This window comes from Kitasatospora sp. NPDC001540 (assembly GCF_042894345.1).
In the GTDB taxonomy this organism is placed as follows: domain Bacteria; phylum Actinomycetota; class Actinomycetes; order Streptomycetales; family Streptomycetaceae; genus Kitasatospora; species Kitasatospora phosalacinea_C.
Genome location: NZ_JBIAVO010000012.1, coordinates 94487 through 111503, shown reverse-complemented (window position 1 = coordinate 111503; position 17017 = coordinate 94487). Strand labels below are relative to the sequence as shown.

The following is a 17017-nucleotide window of genomic DNA, read 5'->3' as shown; positions in this document are numbered from 1 at the left end:
GTCGGCCACGCGCGAGGGCCCCGCACTCCGAACTCGGAGTGCGGGGCCCTCGGGCGTCGCGGCGCGGTTACCTCTTGACCACCAGGGTGCCGGCGGCCCGGTCGTGCCAGCCCTGCAGCTTGCCCGAGTTGTCGAAGAACGGCGACACCCAGACCAGCAGCATGCCGATGAAGCAGACCAGGTAGCCCACCCACGGGATGACGAAGCGGACGAACCCGGCGCCCAGGCCCGGGTGCTGGCCGGTGTTCTCGCGCACCACGCGCAGGCCCAGCGCCATCTTGCCGACGGTCGCGCCCGCCAGGCTGATCAGCAGCCACTCGTAGAGCAGGCTGAACGCGATGATCACCGCGAACATGATGAAGAACGCGGCGACCGCGCTGTTGCTGGCGTCCGCCACGCAGCTGTCGTAGTTCGAGCTGGTGTAGTCGCACTTGTCGGCCTTGTTGGCCAGGCCGACCGCGCCGGCCAGGCCCGCGAACATGGCGATGGTGATGACCACACCGGTGACCAGGGCGTCCAGCAGGCGGGCCAGGAAACGCATGCCCATGGTCGCGACCTGCACGGTGCCCAGGTTCGGGACGTTGATGTAGCCGTTGTTGGCCTGGAGCGTGCCGGGCGCCGGCGGGTAGCCGTAGTTGGCCTGCGGCGGCACCTGCTGCGGGTAGCCGTAGGGCTGCTGCGGCTGCCCCTGCTGCGGGTAGCCGTAGCCCGGGGGCGGCGGCGCCTGCTGCGGGTAGCCGTAGCCGGGCGGCGGGGGCTGCTGGCCGTACGGGTTGTTCGGGTCGGGCGGGTAGCTCAACGGTGCCTCCGGGCAGGAAGGAGCGTGGACGGGACAGGGAAAACGCGGGGACGGGCGGGCAGGGACACCGACCGCGGGGCAGAGTAGCGAACCACTCCGACGGAACGCAGGTCAACGCTCACAGCCGCACCGCCCGTTCAAGGCCGCACGGTGCCCGCCGGACGCCACCGGCGGGACGCCGCAGCAGCGGCGGGCGGGCGCGGGGCGGACGCCCCGACGGCGTTCACGGCCCGGCGGGGGCGCGGTACGACGCGGCGGCAGCCGTGCCGCGGACGCCCTGCGGCCCCGGCTGGTGCGGTTCGCTCACTGTCGTTCTTCCCCCGGCTGTCGTCCCCCGCCGGCGACAGCCCGTCACCAGGGCCCGGCACGGCAGGGATTGCCCCGCCATCGTCGTCCGTACCACGCCGCGCTGTCCAGCCGCCTCCCGCAACCCGGACCGGACCGTGGCGGAACCGCAACGGGCCCGGTACGCTCCGTGGTCCCGCGCCGACCCCCGGTGGCGGTCGGCGGCGCGCGGGTCCGGCAGGCGGTCCGGCGGCGCGGCCCGCACCCCGGATCCGGGAGAATGGGTCCATGACTGCCCAGATTCTCGATGGCAAGGCCACCGCGGCCGCGATCAAGTCCGAACTCGCCGTCCGCGTGGCGGCCCTCAAGGAGCGGGGCGTCGTCCCCGGCCTCGGCACCGTCCTGGTCGGCGACGACCCGGGCAGCCGGTGGTACGTCAACGGCAAGCACCGGGACTGCGCGGAGATCGGCATCGCCTCCATCCAGCGCGAACTGCCCGCCACCGCCACCCAGGAGGACGTCGAGAACGTCGTCCGCGAGCTCAACGCCGACCCGTCCTGCACCGGCTACATCGTCCAACTGCCGCTCCCCAAGGGCCTGGACGCCAACCGCGTGCTCGAACTCATGGACCCGGACAAGGACGCCGACGGCCTGCACCCGACCTCGCTCGGCCGCCTCGTCCTCGGCATCGACGGCCCGCTGCCCTGCACCCCGCTCGGCATCGTCGAGCTGCTGCGCCGCCACGAGGTCGCCATCGACGGCGCCGAGGTCGTCGTGGTCGGCCGCGGCATCACCGTCGGCCGCTCCATCGGCCTGCTGCTCACCCGCCGCAGCGAGAACGCCACCGTGACGCTCTGCCACACCGGCACCCGCGACCTGGCCGCGCACCTGCGCAACGCCGACGTGATCGTCGCCGCCGCCGGCGTCCCGCACCTGGTCAAGCCCGAGGACGTCAAGCCTGGCGCGGCCGTCCTCGACGTCGGCGTCTCGCGCAGCGAGGGCAAGATCGTCGGCGACGTGCACCCCGGCGTCGCCGAGGTGGCCGGCTGGATCTCCCCCAACCCCGGCGGCGTGGGCCCGATGACCCGCGCGATGCTCCTCAACAACATCGTCGAGGCGGCCGAGCGCCGCGCCGGCGTCTGACACCGGTGCCCGGCGTCACGCGGCGCGGCCGTCGCCGCCCACCCGTCACCACCCAGGGCACCCTGCCCCCGGAGGGCTCGGCGGCCGCGCTCGGCCGCGGCCACACCCTGCCGTTGCGGCAGTGGCCGATCACGCTGGTCCTCCTCGTCGCCGCGGCGGGCCTGCTCGTCACCTGGCAGGGCCACTTCCGCCTCGGCCTGCTCGCGGTCGGCGCGGCCCCGCTGCTCGGCGCCCTGCTCAGGCTGGGCCTGCCCGACGTCGGCATGCTCGCCGTCCGCAGCCGGTTCACCGACGTCGCGCTGATGTTCGTGCTCGGCGGCGTGATCGTCCTGCTCACGCTGGTGGCCCAGCCCGACCCGTGGCTGCGGGTGCCGGTGCTGGAGAACATCGGACGGCTCATCGGGCACCCCATGGGGTGACCGGTGGGCGAGGCAGGGGGCGCGGGGAGCCGCGCGCGGCGGCTCTGCCCGCGCCCCTGGCTTCGCGCCCTCCGGCCTTGCGATAGCCTTGCCCAGGTCTCTCGATATCGAGAGATCATCCTCGGCCCCAGCGCGCCGGTGTGCCTGGGGCACCTGGCGATCGCAGGAGAAGGCTGAAATGACTCGCACCCCCGTCAATGTCACCGTCACCGGAGCCGCCGGCCAGATCGGCTACGCGCTGCTGTTCCGCATCGCCTCCGGTCACCTGCTGGGTGCCGACGTCCCCGTGAACCTGCGCCTGCTGGAGATCCCGCAGGGCGTGAAGGCGGCCGAGGGCGTCGCCATGGAGCTGGACGACTGCGCGTTCCCGCTGCTGCGCGACATCACCATCACCGACCAGGCGAACGTCGCCTTCGACGGCGCCAACGTCGCGCTGCTGGTCGGCGCCCGTCCGCGCACCGCGGGCATGGAGCGCGGCGACCTGCTCTCCGCCAACGGCGGCATCTTCGGCCCGCAGGGCAAGGCGATCAACGACAACGCCGCGGACGACATCAAGGTCCTGGTGGTCGGCAACCCGGCCAACACCAACGCCCTGATCGCCCAGCGCAACGCACCGGACGTGCCGGCCGAGCGCTTCACCGCGATGACCCGCCTGGACCACAACCGCGCCGTCGCCCAGCTGGCGAAGAAGGCCGGCGTGACGGTCGAGGACGTCAAGAAGGTCACCATCTGGGGCAACCACTCGGCCACCCAGTACCCGGACCTGTTCCACGCCGAGATCTCCGGCAAGGCCGCCTTCGACGCCGTCGGCGCCGACCAGGAGTGGGTCGAGAACTTCTTCATCCCGAAGGTCGCCAAGCGCGGCGCCGAGATCATCGAGGTCCGCGGCGCCTCCTCGGCCGCCTCGGCCGCGAACGCCGCCATCGACCACGTGTACACCTGGGTCAACGGCACCCCGGCGGGCGACTGGACCTCGATGGGCATCGTCTCGGACGGCTCGTACGGCGTGCCGGAGGGCCTGATCTCCTCCTTCCCGGTCACCACCAAGGACGGCAAGTTCGAGATCGTCCAGGGCCTGGACCTCTCGGAGTTCGACCGCAAGCGGATCGACGCCTCGGTCGGCGAGCTCGCCGAGGAGCGCGACGCGGTCAAGGAGCTCGGCCTCATCTGAGCGCCGCCGCAGGATGGCTGAACGGCCGGGTGCCCTCGGGGCGCCCGGCCGTTGCGCTGCGGGCGCCCTACACTCGGGCCGTGAGCGAAACCCTGCAGGACGCCGCGCTCGTCCTGGTGTTCATCATGTTGGGCGGCCTGTTCAACGTCGCGGAGATCGCGCTGATCTCGCTGCGCGAGGGGCAGATCCGCACCCTGGAGGCGGCGGGGACGCGGCGGGCCTCGCGGGCCGCGCACCTGGCGGCCGACCCGAACCGGTTCCTGGCGGCGGTGCAGGTCGGGGTGACCTGCATGGGCTTCCTGTCGGCGGCCTTCGGCGCGGACACCCTGGCGGGCAAGCTGGCGCCGGTGTTCGTCCGGGCGGGCCTGTCGGAGGGCGTCGCGGACGCGGTGGCGCTGGTCGGCCTGACCCTGGTGATCTCGTACGCCTCGCTGGTGCTGGGCGAGTTGACGCCCAAGCGGATCGGCCTGCAGCGGGCCGAGTCGATCGCGCTGCTGGCCGCGCCGGTGGTGGACGTGATGTCGGTGGTGCTGCGGCCGGTGATCTGGCTGCTGGGGCACTCGACCAACCTGATGGTGCGGCTGCTGGGCGGCGACCCGAGCGCCGGGCGCGGGGTGATGAGCCCGGAGGAGCTGCGCGGCCTGGTCGCCGCCAACACCGAACTCGGCTCGGACGAACGCGAGTTGATCAACGAGGTGTTCGCGGCGGGGGAGCGCCAGCTGCGCGAGGTGATGGTGCCGCGCACCGAGGTGACCTTCCTGGACGGCGACCGCGCGGTGGCCGAGGTCCGGCACGAGACCGACTCCGCGCCGCACTCCCGCTACCCGGTGGTGGACGGCTCGTACGACGCGGTGACCGGCTTCGTGCACGTCCGCGACCTCTACGGGGCGCGTGGCGAACAGGCCGTCCGGGTGCGGGAGTTAGCCCGCCCGGTGAAGCTGCTCCCGGCCACCAAGCGGGTGCTGGAGGCGATGGGCGAGATGCGCCGGGAGGGCCACCACCTGGCGATCGTGGTCGACGAGTACGGCGGCACCGCGGGCATCGTCACCCTGGAGGACCTGGTCGAGGAGGTGGTCGGCGAGATCCGCGACGAGTACGACGCCCAGGACACCACCGCCACCCGGCGGCTGGCGGGCGGCGGCATGGAGATCGACGGGCTGCTGAACCTCCCCGACTTCGCCCAGGAGACCGGGCTGACCCTGCCCGAGGGCCCGTACGAGACGGTCGCCGGGTTCGTGGTGCGCGAGCTGGGGCGGCTGCCGCACAAGGGCGACCAGGTGCTCACCGACACCGGGGCGCGGCTGACCGTGGCCCGCCTCGACGGGCGGCGGATCGAGCGGCTGCGGGTGAGCACCGTCACACCCGCCGACCCGGCGGGCCCGGAGGTTTCCTGACCGACCCCGGGAACTGGAACAATGGCCCCATGGTCAACGCAGCGGTCACCGGTCCCGTGAAGGACCGTCCCCGGGTGCTCTCCGGCATCCAGCCCACCTCGGGCTCCTTCCACCTGGGCAACTACCTCGGCGCGGTGCGCCAGTGGGTCGACCTGCAGGAGGCCAACGACGCCTTCTACATGGTCGTCGACCTGCACGCGATCACCGTCGAGCAGGACCCGGCGGTGCTGCGCCAGAACACCCGGGTCTCCGCCGCCCAGCTGCTCGGCGCGGGCCTGGACCCGGAGCGCTGCACCCTGTTCGTGCAGTCGCAGGTGCCCGAGCACGCGCAGCTGGCCTGGGTGATGAACTGCCTCACCGGCTTCGGCGAGGCCTCCCGGATGACCCAGTTCAAGGACAAGTCGGCCAAGCAGGGCAGCGACCGCACCACGGTCGGCCTGTTCACCTACCCGGTGCTGATGGTCGCCGACGTGCTGCTCTACCAGGCCGACGCGGTGCCGGTCGGCGAGGACCAGCGCCAGCACCTGGAGCTCACCCGCGACCTCGCGGACCGCTTCAACACCCGCTACGGCCGGACCTTCACGGTGCCCGAGCCCTACATCCTCAAGGCCACCGCGAAGATCCAGGACCTGCAGGACCCGGCCGCGAAGATGAGCAAGTCCGCGGCCACCGACAAGGGCCTGGTCAACCTGCTCGACCCGCCGAAGGCGAGCGCCAAGAAGTTCAAGAGCGCCGTCACCGACACCGACACCGTGGTCAGCTACGACGAGGCGGCCAAGCCCGGCGTCTCCAACCTGCTGCGGATCCACTCCGCGCTCAGCGGGCTGTCGATCGACGAACTGGTCGCGCACTTCGAGGGCAAGATGTACGGCGCCCTGAAGACCGAGCTGGCCGACCTGTTCACCGAGTGGGTCACCCCGTTCCAGGCCCGCACCCAGCAGTACCTGGACGACCCGGCCGAACTCGACCGCGTCCTCGCGCTGGGGGCCGAGAAGGCCCGCGCGGTGGCGTCCGAGACGCTCGCCGAGGTGTACGACCGGGTCGGCTTCCTGGCGCCCAAGCGCTGATGCCGACGGCTGCCGCTCCCGGTGGTGACGGCCTCGACGAGGCCGTCACCATCGGCGTGTCCATACACGTCCCGGAGCCGTACGGCAGCCGGCTGCAGGACGCCCGGGCCGGGTACGGCGACCCGCTGGCCAGGTCGATACCGACCCACGTCACCCTGCTGCCGCCGACCGAGACCCACCCGGGGCGGCTGTCCGACATCGAGCGCCACCTGCGGGCGGTGGCCGCCGGACAGCGGCCGTTCCGGATGCTGCTGCAGGGCAGCGGCACCTTCCGCCCGGTCTCCCCGGTGGTGTTCGTCCGGGTCGAGGAGGGGGCCCAGGAGTGCCGGGTGCTGGAGGCGGAGGTCCGCTCCGGCCCGCTGGCCCGCGAGCTGGCCTTCCCCTACCACCCGCACGTCACCGTCGCGCACGGCCTGTCCGAGGCGGACCTGGACGTGGCGTACGAGCGCTCCAAGGGTTTCCGGGCGGTCTTCGAGGTCACCGAGTTCGTGCTGTCGCGATTCGGGGCGGACGAGGTCTGGCGCCCCCGGTCGGCGTTCCGCTTCGGCGGCGCCTGACCGTTCACCTGCGGGTTCTGGCAGTTGACTGGGAATTGTCCGGTTTTGCTTCGTCTGCGATTCCACTGTTGTTAGCGTCGCCGTGGTTCCGGCGGGCTCAGGAGTGACATGGCGACCAGGCAGGCAGTTCCCCGATCCGTTCGGCAGGCGGTCGGCCGGGCCATGCGCCGGTGCGGACTGCTGTCCCCGCCCCCGCCGCCCGCCCCGGTCGACCCGCAGCGCCTGCGCGAGGACGAACTGGCCGGGGCCCACCCCGCGCTGGTGCGCCACCGCGGCCGGTTGGCCGAGGTCCCCGACGACCTGCTCGACCCGCGGGCCAGGGAGGCCAACCTGGCCGCCGTGGCCGAGGCGCTGGACGCCGCGGGCGTCCGCTACCTGCTGATCCCCGACCGCGGCACCCGCCACCGCCTGGGCGTGCCGCCGGGGTGGCGCGCGGCCGCGCTGGCCGCCGTCGCCGAGGCCTTCCGGGGAACTCCCGGGTACGCCGCGATGCTCGGCCACGGCCGGGTGCACGGCACCGTCCTCGCCGAGTTCCTCCCGGGTGCCGTCGCCGAGCACGAGGCGCCCCCGCCGCCGCCCCGGACCCCCGAGGGCGAGGAGCCGCCCCCGCCGCCCCCGGCCCCGGAGCCGGTCAAGGGCGTGCGCCTGTACCGGCCGGTGGTGACGAGCGGCCGCACCCTGTACTACGGCGAGGAGCACGGCTGCGACCTGGAGTTCTGGGACGCCGCGGAGGCCTCCACCGGAGGCGTCGCCTCGATCGGTGAGACCCCGTACGGGTGGTGGCTGCCGTCGATGGAGGCGGCCGGCACCGTCCGGGTCGGCGAGCGCGACTACCCCGTCGCCGAGGCGTTCCTGCACCACCTGCCGGAGGACGTCCGCTTCCCGGTGGACGCCGTGTTCACCTGGGTCGACGACGGCGACCCGGCCTGGCGGCGCCGCCGCGCCGCGGCCCGCGCCCGACTGCTCGGCGACGGCGGGCCCGCCGAGCGCGACGACGACGACCACCGCTACCGCAACCGCGACGAACTGCGCTACGCCCTGCGCTCGATCGCCATGTACGCCCCGTGGATCCGCCGGATCTTCCTGGTCACCGACGACCAGGTGCCGCACTGGCTGGACACCGGGGTGCCCGGGCTGACCGTCGTCCCGCACCGGGACGTGCCGCCCGGGGGGCCGGTGTTCAACTCGCACGCCATCGAGACCGGGCCGCACCGCGTCCCCGGCCTGGCCGAGCACTTCCTGTACTTCAACGACGACATGTTCCTGGGCCGTCCGGTCCGTCCCGAGGACTTCTTCCTCGGCAACGGCCGGCCGAAGGCGTGCCGGGACAGCAGGGTCGTCCCGCCGTCCGGGGCGCCCGGCCGGCCCGACGTGTACACCGCCTCGCAGCAGAACACCCGGCGGCTGCTGGAGGACGCCCACGGCCGCTCCTTCACCCGCGTGCTCGCCCACGTGCCGTACCCGCTGCGGCGCAGCCTGCTGCAGGCGTCCGAGCGGTGCCGGGGCGCGGAGCTGGCCGCCACCGGCCGCTCGGCCTTCCGGGCCGCCACCGACGTCGCCCCCGTCACCCTGGCGCTCTACCACGCCCAGCTGTCCGGCGGCGCCGTCGACGGCGCGCTGCGGCACCGCTACCTGGCGGTCGACCGGGCCGACGGCCGGGACCGGCTGGAGCGGCTGCTCGCCGACCGCGACCACGACGCGTTCTGCCTGGCGGACGGGGCCGGCGACGGCAGCCCCGTCGAGGAGCAGGACCGGGCGGTGGCGGCGTTCCTCGACGCGTACTCCCCGGTGCCCGGACCCTTCGAGCGGCCCGGCCAGGGCTCAGCCGCCGGCGCCGAGGGCGAGCATCCGGTCGACCGCGCGGGCGGCGGCCCCGCCGTCGTCCAGGGGGCAGAACCGCTCCCGGAACCGTCGGCGGGCGTCCCGGTGCCGCGCCTGGTCGAGGTCCCGTAGCGCCGCCACCAGCCGCTCGGAGCAGGACAGCAGCGGGCCGGGCGCCCAGCGCTCGAAGTCGAAGGTGAAGCCGCGCAGGGTGTCCCGGTAGTGCGCCAGGTCGTAGGTGAAGAACAGCATCGGGCGGTCGGTCAGCGCGAAGTCGAACATCACCGAGGAGTAGTCGGTGACCAGCACGTCCGCGACCAGCAGCAGGTCCTGCACGTCCGGGTAGTCGGCGACGTCGCGGACGAAGCCGTCGTCCGGCAGCGCCCCGCCGACGTGCACGTGCGGGCGCAGCAGCAGCACGTGGTCGCGGCCCAGCGCGGCCCGGGCGGCGGCCAGGTCGAGCCGCAGGTCGAGGGCGTGCCGCCCGCCCGGGCCGGGCCGGTCGTCGCGCCAGGTCGGGGCGTACAGCACCACCCGGCGGCCGGGGGGCAGCCGGAGCCGGCGGCGGACCGCGGCGGCCTCGGCCGGGTCCGGGCGGGCCAGCCGGTCGTTGCGCGGGTAGCCGGCTTCCAGCACCTCGCCCCGGTACCGGAAGGAGTCGCGCAGCTCCGGGGTGGCGAAGGGGCTGGGCGACACCAGCAGGCTCCACTGCCGCACCTCGTGCTCCAGCCGCCGCAGGTACCCGTCGTCGGCGGCCCAGCCGGGCGGCAGCCGGTGCGCGATCCGCTTCAGCGGGGTGCCGTGCCACAGCTGGACCACCACCTGGCCCTCGCGGCGGCGCAGGAACTCGGGGAAGTGCGTGTTGCCGACCAGGTAGCGGCAGGTGGCCAGGGCCTCGTACCACTCGGGGCTCCACTGGCGCACCGCGCGGACGCCCGGCGGGGGCTGCTCCTGGGCGTCCTCGACCGTCCACAGGTGTTCCAGGGCGGTGCCGCGGCGGACGAGCTCGGCGTGTACGGCGCGCGGGTTGCAGGCGTACCCGCGGCCGCCGAACACGTCGTACAGCACCGCTTCGCGCAGCGGCCGTCGGCGGGCGGCCGGGTAGGCGACGGTGCGCAGCCGGTGCTGGCGGTACGCGCTCCGTTCGGCGGCGGACAGGACCGGGAGGCTGTCCACGATCAGGGTGTCGTGCCAGCGGCGCTGGAGCAGGAAGGACTTGCCGCCCACCGCGGCCCGGGCGGGCAGCAGCGGGAGCACCGAGGGGTGCAGCCGCACCGGCCGCCCCTCGCCGTCCGGGCCGGACGGCCGCAGCAGGGCCTCCCAGACGCCCTTGGCGAGCGGCCGGGGCGTGCCGTCCGGCCCGGGGGGCGCGAGCGGCAGCCGGGCGGTGAACCGGCCGTCCGCGGCCGGGTGGACGGGCGCGCGGCGCTCGCGGCCGTCGCCGGTGTGCCGCAGGACCAGTTCCAGCGGGTGGTCCGCGGCCCCGGGGAACTCGCCGGACAGCTCGAAGGCGGCGTCGGCGGGGGAGATCCGGTCGACCCGCGGTTCGGCGGACCGTACGTGGAACTGCAGCCTGTCGTCGGCGAGTTGCTTGGCCTGCAGGGTCAGTTCCCCGTCGGGGAGCGGGAGTTGGCTGGGGATGCCGGGCGGTCGCCGCAGCAGCAGCGGGACGGGCCCGCCGGGCAGTTCCAGCGCGGCGTCCCAGTGCCCGGGGGAGGGGCGCGGGACGGTGCCGACCACGGCGGTGAACTCGTTCCCCCGCCAACGGGCCTGGGTCTGGATCAGTTCTCCGGTGTCGCGGTGCCGCAGCACCAGCGGCCCGTCGGCGCCGTCGGCCGCGGTGCCGCGCAGTTCGAAGCCGTCGGGGCGGGCCAGGCAGGAGGTGACCTGGGCGGTCGGCCGGTGCGCGGTCAGGTGCAGGGCGCCGTCGGCGGTCGAGGCGGCCAGGTGGACGCCGGTGGCGCTCCAGCCGGCCGGCGGGTACTCGCCGCCGCCGCACCAGTACGGGGTGAGCGGAGCGCGGGCCAGGAGCCGGCCGCAGGCGACGGCGGCCTCGACCCGCCAGGTGGTGCCCGCCCGGCCGGGGCGCGGGCGCAGCGCGGCGGGGTCGAGGACGGCGGTGAAGCCGGTCCAGTCGAGGCCGTGCCGGGTCTGCGTGCTGTCGTCGGTGGCCTCGGGGAGGTAGCGGGGGGTGGTGCGCAGTCTGACGGCGCGCCGGGAGCCGTCGAGGGGGCGCAGTTCCAGGACGATCCGGATCTGGTCGGGCCGCTCCCCGGGGTGGCCGGCCAGTCGGCCCTCGCCGTGCAGCACCAGGACGCCGCCGTCCCAGGCGGCGTGGCGCAAGGTGGCGAGGGCGGCGGGGAGGGGCATTTGCGATATCCCAGCGCAGGGGTCCGGGAAATGTCAATTCCACCCACTCCGCAGAGAGTGGGTGGAATTGAAATAATTTTACATTACTTACCTATTTTGAATGGTTCATTCGGTCGGGGCGACGGAGCCCTGCCCGCCCTCGGCCAGCAGCGCGTCCACCACCCGGGCCGAGGCCCGGCCGTCGTCCAGGTCCGCGTACGCCTCGCGGAAGGCCGCGTACTTGTCCGCGTACTCGACGGCGATCCTGGACACGTCGCCGAGCGCCGCGACGACCTCGGCGGAGGTGCGCAGCAGCGGACCGGGCGCCTGGGCCTCGAAGTCGAGGCTGAAACCGCGCAGGTTGTCGCGGTAGTGCTCCAGGTCGTAGGCGAAGAACAGCACCGGCCGACCGGTGTTCACGAAGTCGAACACCGAGGCGGAGTAGTCGGTCACCAGCACGTCGGCGATCAGCAGCAGCTCCGCCGTGTCGGGGTAGGTGCTGACGTCCCACACGTAGCCGTTCCCGGCCTCGGCGATCTGCCCGCGCACCACCTCGTGGCTGCGCACCAGCAGCACCTGGTCCTCGCCCAGCGCGGCGCGGGCCGCCTCCAGGTCGAGCTGCAGGTTGAACTGGTAGCCGCCGTCGGGCAGTCGGCGGTCCTCCCGGAAGGTCGGCGCGTACAGCACGACCTGCTTGCCCTCGGGCAGGCCCAGCTGCTCGCGCACCCGCTCGGCGGTCTTCTCCCGGTCGGCGGCGAACAGCAGGTCGTTGCGCGGGGCGCCGCTCTCCAGCACCTTGCCCTCGTACCCGAAGGCGCGCCGCAGCACCGGCACCGACCAGCGGTTGCCCGCGGTCAGCAGGCTCCACTGCGGCACCTCCTCCTTGAGGTGCTCCAGGTACCCGGAGTCGGTGAACCAGACCTTCTCGAAGTCGGTGCCGATCCGCTTCAGCGGCACGCCCTGCCAGGTCTGCAGGACGACCTGGCCGGGGCGGCGGCGGAAGTACGTGGGCAGGTGGGTGGAGGTCACGACGTACTTCGCGGTGGCCAGCGCCTCGAACCACTCGGGGGAGCGGTGCCGGACGCACTCGGCGGTCTGCGGCAGCTCGGCCTGCAGGTCGTCGGAGGTCCACAGGTGGCGCAGCGGCAGGCCGCGGCGGACCAGCTCCTCGTGCACGGCCCGCGGCGAGTCGCCGTACAGGCCGCCGTCGACGGTCCACCAGTCCTCCCGCACGGTGTGGTACAGCACCGTGTCGGTCAGCGGGGCGTCCGAGCGGTCGGCGTAGGCGAGCCGCAGCTGCCGCTGCCGGTAGCCGCTGCGCTCGGCGGAGGACAGCGGGTCGTGCGACTCCAGCGTGAGGGTGTCGAACAGGCGGCGCTCCAGGTCGACCTTCTTGCCGCGGGCCTCGACCTCCAGCGGCAGCGTGTCGAACGTCCGGTGGGAGAGCACCGCGGCGGGCCACAGGCTGTCGATCGGGGCGTCGGCCGGGCGGAACAGCACCGTCCAGGTGCCCTTGTGCAGCGGCACCCGCCCGGCGAAGGACGCGGTCGGGACGGCGGGCAGCGCGGCCCGGAACCGTCCGTCGGCGATCTCCATCGGGTAGGCGTGCTCCTCCTGGCGCTTGGGGTGCCGGATCACCAGCTCGTAGCGGTGGGTGCCGGGCAGCGGGAAGGAGCCGCTGAGCACGAAGCCCTCGCCGTCGGTGGCGCGCGCCACCTCCTCGATCACCGGCTGCAGCACCTGGTCGCACAGCTGCAGGTAGCCGGACGGGGAGGGCTTGGCGTACAGCGCGCGGCCGTCGCCGGGCAGCGGCGCGTGCAGCTGGACCGGGGCGGCCCGGTCGTCCAGCACCACGGGCAGCGTGCTGCCGTCGGTGAGCTTCAGCTCCAGGTCCCAGCGGTCCCGGGTGCGCTCCTCGGCGGTCGGGTCGAGGGCGTCCCAGGCCTCCCGGACGGCGGCCAGCTCGGACAGCCGCACCCGCGCGGCGAACGGCAGGTCGCGCCCGGCCGGGGTGCCGAGCTCCAGCTCGGCGAACAGCTCGCGGTCGGACTCGACGTGCTTGAGCCTCAGCTCGGCGCCCGCCAGGTCGGGGCCGGAGCGGACCAGGCCGCGCAGCTCCAGGGTGCCGTCCTGCACCGAGGCCGCGACCGCGCGGGCGCGCACCCGCTCCACCCGCAGCAGCAGGTGCCCGTCGCGCGACCAGGGCACGATCCGGACGTCGTCCTCGACCCAGTGCACCGGCGGGTACTCGTTGCGGTCGTGCCAGCCGACCGACACCCGGCCCTTGTACACGCCGCCCTTGCCGACCCCGGCCACCAGCACCCGCCAGGAGCCGTCCTTCCACGCCCCGCGGGACTTCAGCCGCTGCGGGTCGATGGACGCGCTGAAGCCCGCCCAGTCGCAGCTGTACAGGTCGTGCGGGGAGCTGGCGGTGGCCTCCGGGGAGTACTGCGCCTTGGTCTGCACGGCCACCACGCCGCGGCCCTTGGCCTCGCGCAGGACCAGCGCCTTGACCATGTCGTGCTTGTGCTCGGCGCCCAGGTGCTCGGGGAAGGCGTGGCCGCTGAGCCTCAGCTTGCCGCCCTCCCAGCGGGCCTCGTACAGCCGCGAGCGCATCACCAGGGCGTTCTTCAGCCGCAGCACGTCCGCCGGGACGCTCTTGCGGCCGCCGCGCAGGAACGGGTAGTCGGCGTACGGGCGGAGCAGGCCGCGGGCCGGGGCGGCGCCGTTGCTGTCCTTCTCGAAGCGGAGCTGCTCGATCAGCTCCTCCAGCCGGTTCTGCAGGGTCAGGTGGTACTTCAGCCGCAGCGGGGCGCGCAGCTTGCGGACCTGCTCGGGCCCGATGGCGCGCAGCAGCCGGCCGACCGACTCCAGGTAGGCGGCGTTGTACTCCGGGTCGTTCTCCAGCACCGAGCCGAAGAACATCGGGATCTCCTCGACGAGGTTGTTCTCGTCGTAGGTGCGCAGGTACTTGCGGAACTTCGGGTCGCTCTGCGCCGAGAGCCACTCCCGGACCAGCTCCATCGACCTGACCCGGTCGATGACGCCCTTCGGGTTGGTCTTCATCTGGGTGATCGACATCTCGCCGACCTCCCGCTCGCGCCAGTGGTAGATCGGCTCGGCGAGCACGTCGACCCGGCGGGCCAGGAAGTGGTGCGGCACGCTGACCGGCGCGTCCTCGTACAGGATGCCCTCGGGGTACAGCACGCCCGCCTCGTCGAAGAAGGAGCGGCGGTAGACCTTGTTCCAGGCGGTGCGGTCGGTGATCAGCGCCGGGATCTCGGTGATGTGGGTGCGCAGCCGGGTCGCCGCGAACGGCTTGCGGTGGCCGCCGGACTGGTAGTGGCCGACCGCGCGGAAGCGCAGCACGTTGCCGGTGCAGAAGTCCGAGCCGGTCTCGTCCAGGGTGCCGATCATCAGCTCGTACGCGGACGGCGGCATGGTGTCGTCGCTGTCCACGAAGGCCAGGAACTCGCTGCCCTCGGAGATGTTCCGGTAGCCGGTGTTGCGGGCCGCCCCCAGGCCCTTGTTCACCTGCTGCACCAGCCGGAACCGGGCGTCCTTGGCGGCGTAGGCCCGCGCGATCTCCGCGCTGGAGTCCTTGGAGCCGTCGTCGACCATGACGCACTCGAAGTCCGCGAAGGTCTGGGCGGCGATGGAGTCCAGGCACTCCTCGAGGTAGCGCTCGACGTTGTAGATCGGAACGACGACGGAGAGACGGGGGGCCATCGGAAGCGCGGTGCCTTTCCTCGGAGGGTGCGGCCGGCGAGTCCGTCGAAACGTGCGAAAGCGGACGGTCACCGGCGGCGATCCTACCCCTCCGGGCTTGCTAGTCTGCGCCAGGCCAGGTCAGGTCGGGAGAGTGAAGAGATGCCGCGGTTCAGTGTGGTGGTGCCGGTGCACGCCGTCGAGGAGTACCTCCCGGCGTGCCTGGAGTCGGTGCTGACACAGTCCTTCGCCGACTTCGAGCTGATCGCGGTGGACGACCGCTCGCCCGACGGCTGCGGCGCCCTCCTGGACGCGGCCGCCGCCCGCGACCCGCGGGTCACCGTCCGCCACCTGCCCGAGAACGTCGGCCTCGGACCGGCCCGCGACGCGGGCGCGGAACTCGCCACCGGCGAGTACCTGCTCTTCCTGGACAGCGACGACACCCTCGTTCCCGGCCTGCTCGCCGAGGTCGACGCCCGGCTGCGCGCCACCGACGACCCCGACCTGCTGGTGTTCGACTACGCCCGCACCTACTGGGACGGCCGGGTGGCCCGCTCCGCCTCCGCCCCGGTCTTCGCCCGGCCCGGTCCCGAGGTGTTCACCCTGGACGAACGGCCCGACCTGCTCGACCTGCTGCAGGTGGCCTGGAACAAGGCGTACCGCCGCGGCTTCCTGACCGACCACGGCCTGTCCTTCCCGCCCGGCTACTACGAGGACACGCCGTTCACCTACCCGGCGCTGCTCGCCGCCGGGCGGATCACCCTGCTCGACGTGGTCGGCGTCCACTACCGGCAGCGCCGCGAGGGCGGCAACATCCTCGCCACCGCCTCCCGCAAGCACTTCGACGTGTTCGCCCAGTACGACCGGGTGTTCGCCTTCCTCGACGCCCGCCCCGACCTGGACCGCTGGCGCCCCGCCGTCTACCGGATGATGCTCGGCCACCTCGCCACCGTGGTCTCCAAGCCCGGCCGCGTCCCGGCCGGGGACCGCCGCGAGTTCTTCCGCCGCGCCGCCGAGCACTGCGCCCGGTACCGCCCCGCCGGCTACCGGCCCGCCCCCGGCCGGGAGGGACTGCGCGGCGAGCTGCTCGCCCACGGCAACTACCTCGGCTTCCAGGGCCTGCGGGTGCTCTCCCGGGCCCGCCGGGCCGTCCGGCGCTGAGCCCCGCCGTCCGGCGCCGGGTCCCCGCCGTCCGGCGCCGGGTCCGGACGGGCGACGCGCCGCCGGACCGCCCGGCTCCGCCCTCGGCGGCCCGGACGGCGGTATACAGCCAGGCGTGGACTTCCTCACCAAGCTGCCCGTGGTCGGCCCGCCGGTCGCCCGCCTGCTGCGCAGCCGCCCCTACCGGGTGTACCTGCTGTTCGACGACGTCCAGGGCAACCGGCTGGCCGGCGCGGTCACCTTCTTCGGGTTCCTGGCGCTGTTCCCGCTGCTCACCGTGGCCCTGGCGATCGCCCTGGCCACCCTCTCCGACGCCCGGGTCCGCCAGCTCCAGGACAAGATCACCGAGCAGCTGCCCGGCCTCGCCGACTCGCTCGACCTGAACGCCATGGTCGCCAACGCGGGCACCGTCGGGCTGGTCTCCGGCGCGCTGCTGCTGGTCTCCGGCCTCGGCTGGGTCGACACCATGCGCGGCGCCGTGCGCGCCGCGTGGCGGCTGCCGGACGACGGCGGCAACCCGGTGCTGGTCAAGGCCCGCGACTGCGTGGTGCTGCTCGGACTCGGCCTGGTCTGCCTGGCCTCGCTGGCCGCCTCCGCGGTCGCCACCACCCTCGCCCACCGGCTCGCCGACGGCCTCGGCCTGGACGGCGGGGCGGCCCGCTGGCTGCTGTCCGCGCTGGGCTTCCTGATCGCGGTCTGCGCCGACCTGCTGCTGTTCGCCTACCTGCTCGGCCCGTTCCCGCGGATCCGCGGCCAGCACCGCCGGGCCCTGCTGGAGGGCGCGCTGATCGGCGCGGTCGGCTTCGAACTGCTGAAGCTGCTGCTCTCCTCGTACCTGGGCTCGGTGGCCGGCCGCAGCCTGTACGGGGCGTTCGGCGTGCCGGTGGCGCTGCTGCTGTGGATCGACTTCGTCGCCCGGCTGCTGATGTACTGCGCGGCCTGGACGGCCCTCGCCGACCCGGAGGAGGCCAGGTCGCGCGCCGTCCGGCAGGCCGAGCGGGCCCTCGAAACCGCTGGGAAGACATCCCCCCCAGCCACTGTCCGGCATCCGGACGAGTGACTATGATCCCGCTCACACCCCGTCCGGCTTCGGCCGCCGACCGCACCCCGCGGCGTTCCGCACGCCCCGGCCCGCACCCAGGA

Annotated in this window: 11 protein-coding genes and 1 pseudogene; 9 read left to right on the top strand and 3 right to left on the bottom strand. The window is 73.8% G+C overall.

Annotated elements, in window-relative coordinates; all coding sequences use genetic code 11:
- Positions 1-67 precede the first annotated feature (67 nt).
- Positions 68-799, bottom strand: a complete 732-nt coding sequence (locus tag ACFY00_RS17000; protein ID WP_388032169.1) for an RDD family protein — start codon at positions 797-799, stop codon at positions 68-70.
- Positions 800-1372: 573 nt separating this feature from the next.
- Here ACFY00_RS17000 and ACFY00_RS16995 point away from each other — a divergent pair.
- The 7 genes and pseudogenes from ACFY00_RS16995 to ACFY00_RS16965 all read left to right on the top strand — a co-directional run.
- Positions 1373-2227 carry a bifunctional methylenetetrahydrofolate dehydrogenase/methenyltetrahydrofolate cyclohydrolase gene (locus ACFY00_RS16995; RefSeq protein WP_388032167.1) on the top strand — a complete coding sequence of 285 codons (855 nt, stop codon included), beginning with the start codon at positions 1373-1375 and terminating at the stop codon, positions 2225-2227.
- 5 nt (positions 2228-2232) lie between these two features.
- On the top strand, positions 2233-2646 hold the full coding sequence (locus ACFY00_RS16990) for a DUF3017 domain-containing protein (protein WP_388032164.1): 414 nt from the start codon (positions 2233-2235) through the stop codon (positions 2644-2646).
- A gap of 178 nt (positions 2647-2824) precedes the next feature.
- On the top strand, positions 2825-3817 hold the full coding sequence (locus tag ACFY00_RS16985) for a malate dehydrogenase (RefSeq protein WP_285737145.1): 993 nt from the start codon (positions 2825-2827) through the stop codon (positions 3815-3817).
- 80 nt (positions 3818-3897) lie between these two features.
- The gene (locus ACFY00_RS16980; RefSeq protein ID WP_388032161.1) at positions 3898-5211 is read left to right on the top strand and encodes a hemolysin family protein; all 1314 of its coding nucleotides are present in this window, start codon (positions 3898-3900) and stop codon (positions 5209-5211) included.
- A 29-nt stretch (positions 5212-5240) separates the two neighbouring features.
- On the top strand, positions 5241-6278 hold the full coding sequence (gene trpS / locus ACFY00_RS16975) for a tryptophan--tRNA ligase (protein ID WP_388032158.1): 1038 nt from the start codon (positions 5241-5243) through the stop codon (positions 6276-6278).
- Positions 6278-6835 carry a 2'-5' RNA ligase family protein gene (locus ACFY00_RS16970; protein ID WP_388032155.1) on the top strand — a complete coding sequence of 186 codons (558 nt, stop codon included), beginning with the start codon at positions 6278-6280 and terminating at the stop codon, positions 6833-6835. The genes trpS and ACFY00_RS16970 overlap by 1 nt, the downstream gene beginning before the upstream one ends.
- Before the next feature lie 108 nt (positions 6836-6943).
- Positions 6944-8641: pseudogene (locus tag ACFY00_RS16965) on the top strand (Stealth CR1 domain-containing protein); the annotation flags it as partial.
- A 15-nt stretch (positions 8642-8656) separates the two neighbouring features.
- Here the strand turns inward: ACFY00_RS16965 and ACFY00_RS16960 are convergent.
- A complete protein-coding gene (locus ACFY00_RS16960; protein ID WP_388032152.1) occupies positions 8657-11026 on the bottom strand; it encodes a CDP-glycerol glycerophosphotransferase family protein in 2370 nt (789 codons plus the stop codon).
- Between the two features lie 105 nt (positions 11027-11131).
- The gene (locus tag ACFY00_RS16955; protein WP_388032149.1) at positions 11132-14734 is read right to left on the bottom strand and encodes a CDP-glycerol glycerophosphotransferase family protein; all 3603 of its coding nucleotides are present in this window, start codon (positions 14732-14734) and stop codon (positions 11132-11134) included.
- Between the two features lie 141 nt (positions 14735-14875).
- Between ACFY00_RS16955 and ACFY00_RS16950 the strand changes: the two genes are divergently transcribed.
- Positions 14876-15874, top strand: coding sequence for a glycosyltransferase family 2 protein (locus ACFY00_RS16950; protein WP_388032148.1), 999 nt, complete (start codon positions 14876-14878; stop codon positions 15872-15874).
- A gap of 115 nt (positions 15875-15989) precedes the next feature.
- Positions 15990-16934, top strand: coding sequence for a YihY/virulence factor BrkB family protein (locus ACFY00_RS16945; protein WP_388032145.1), 945 nt, complete (start codon positions 15990-15992; stop codon positions 16932-16934).
- Positions 16935-17017: the final 83 nt, after the last annotated feature.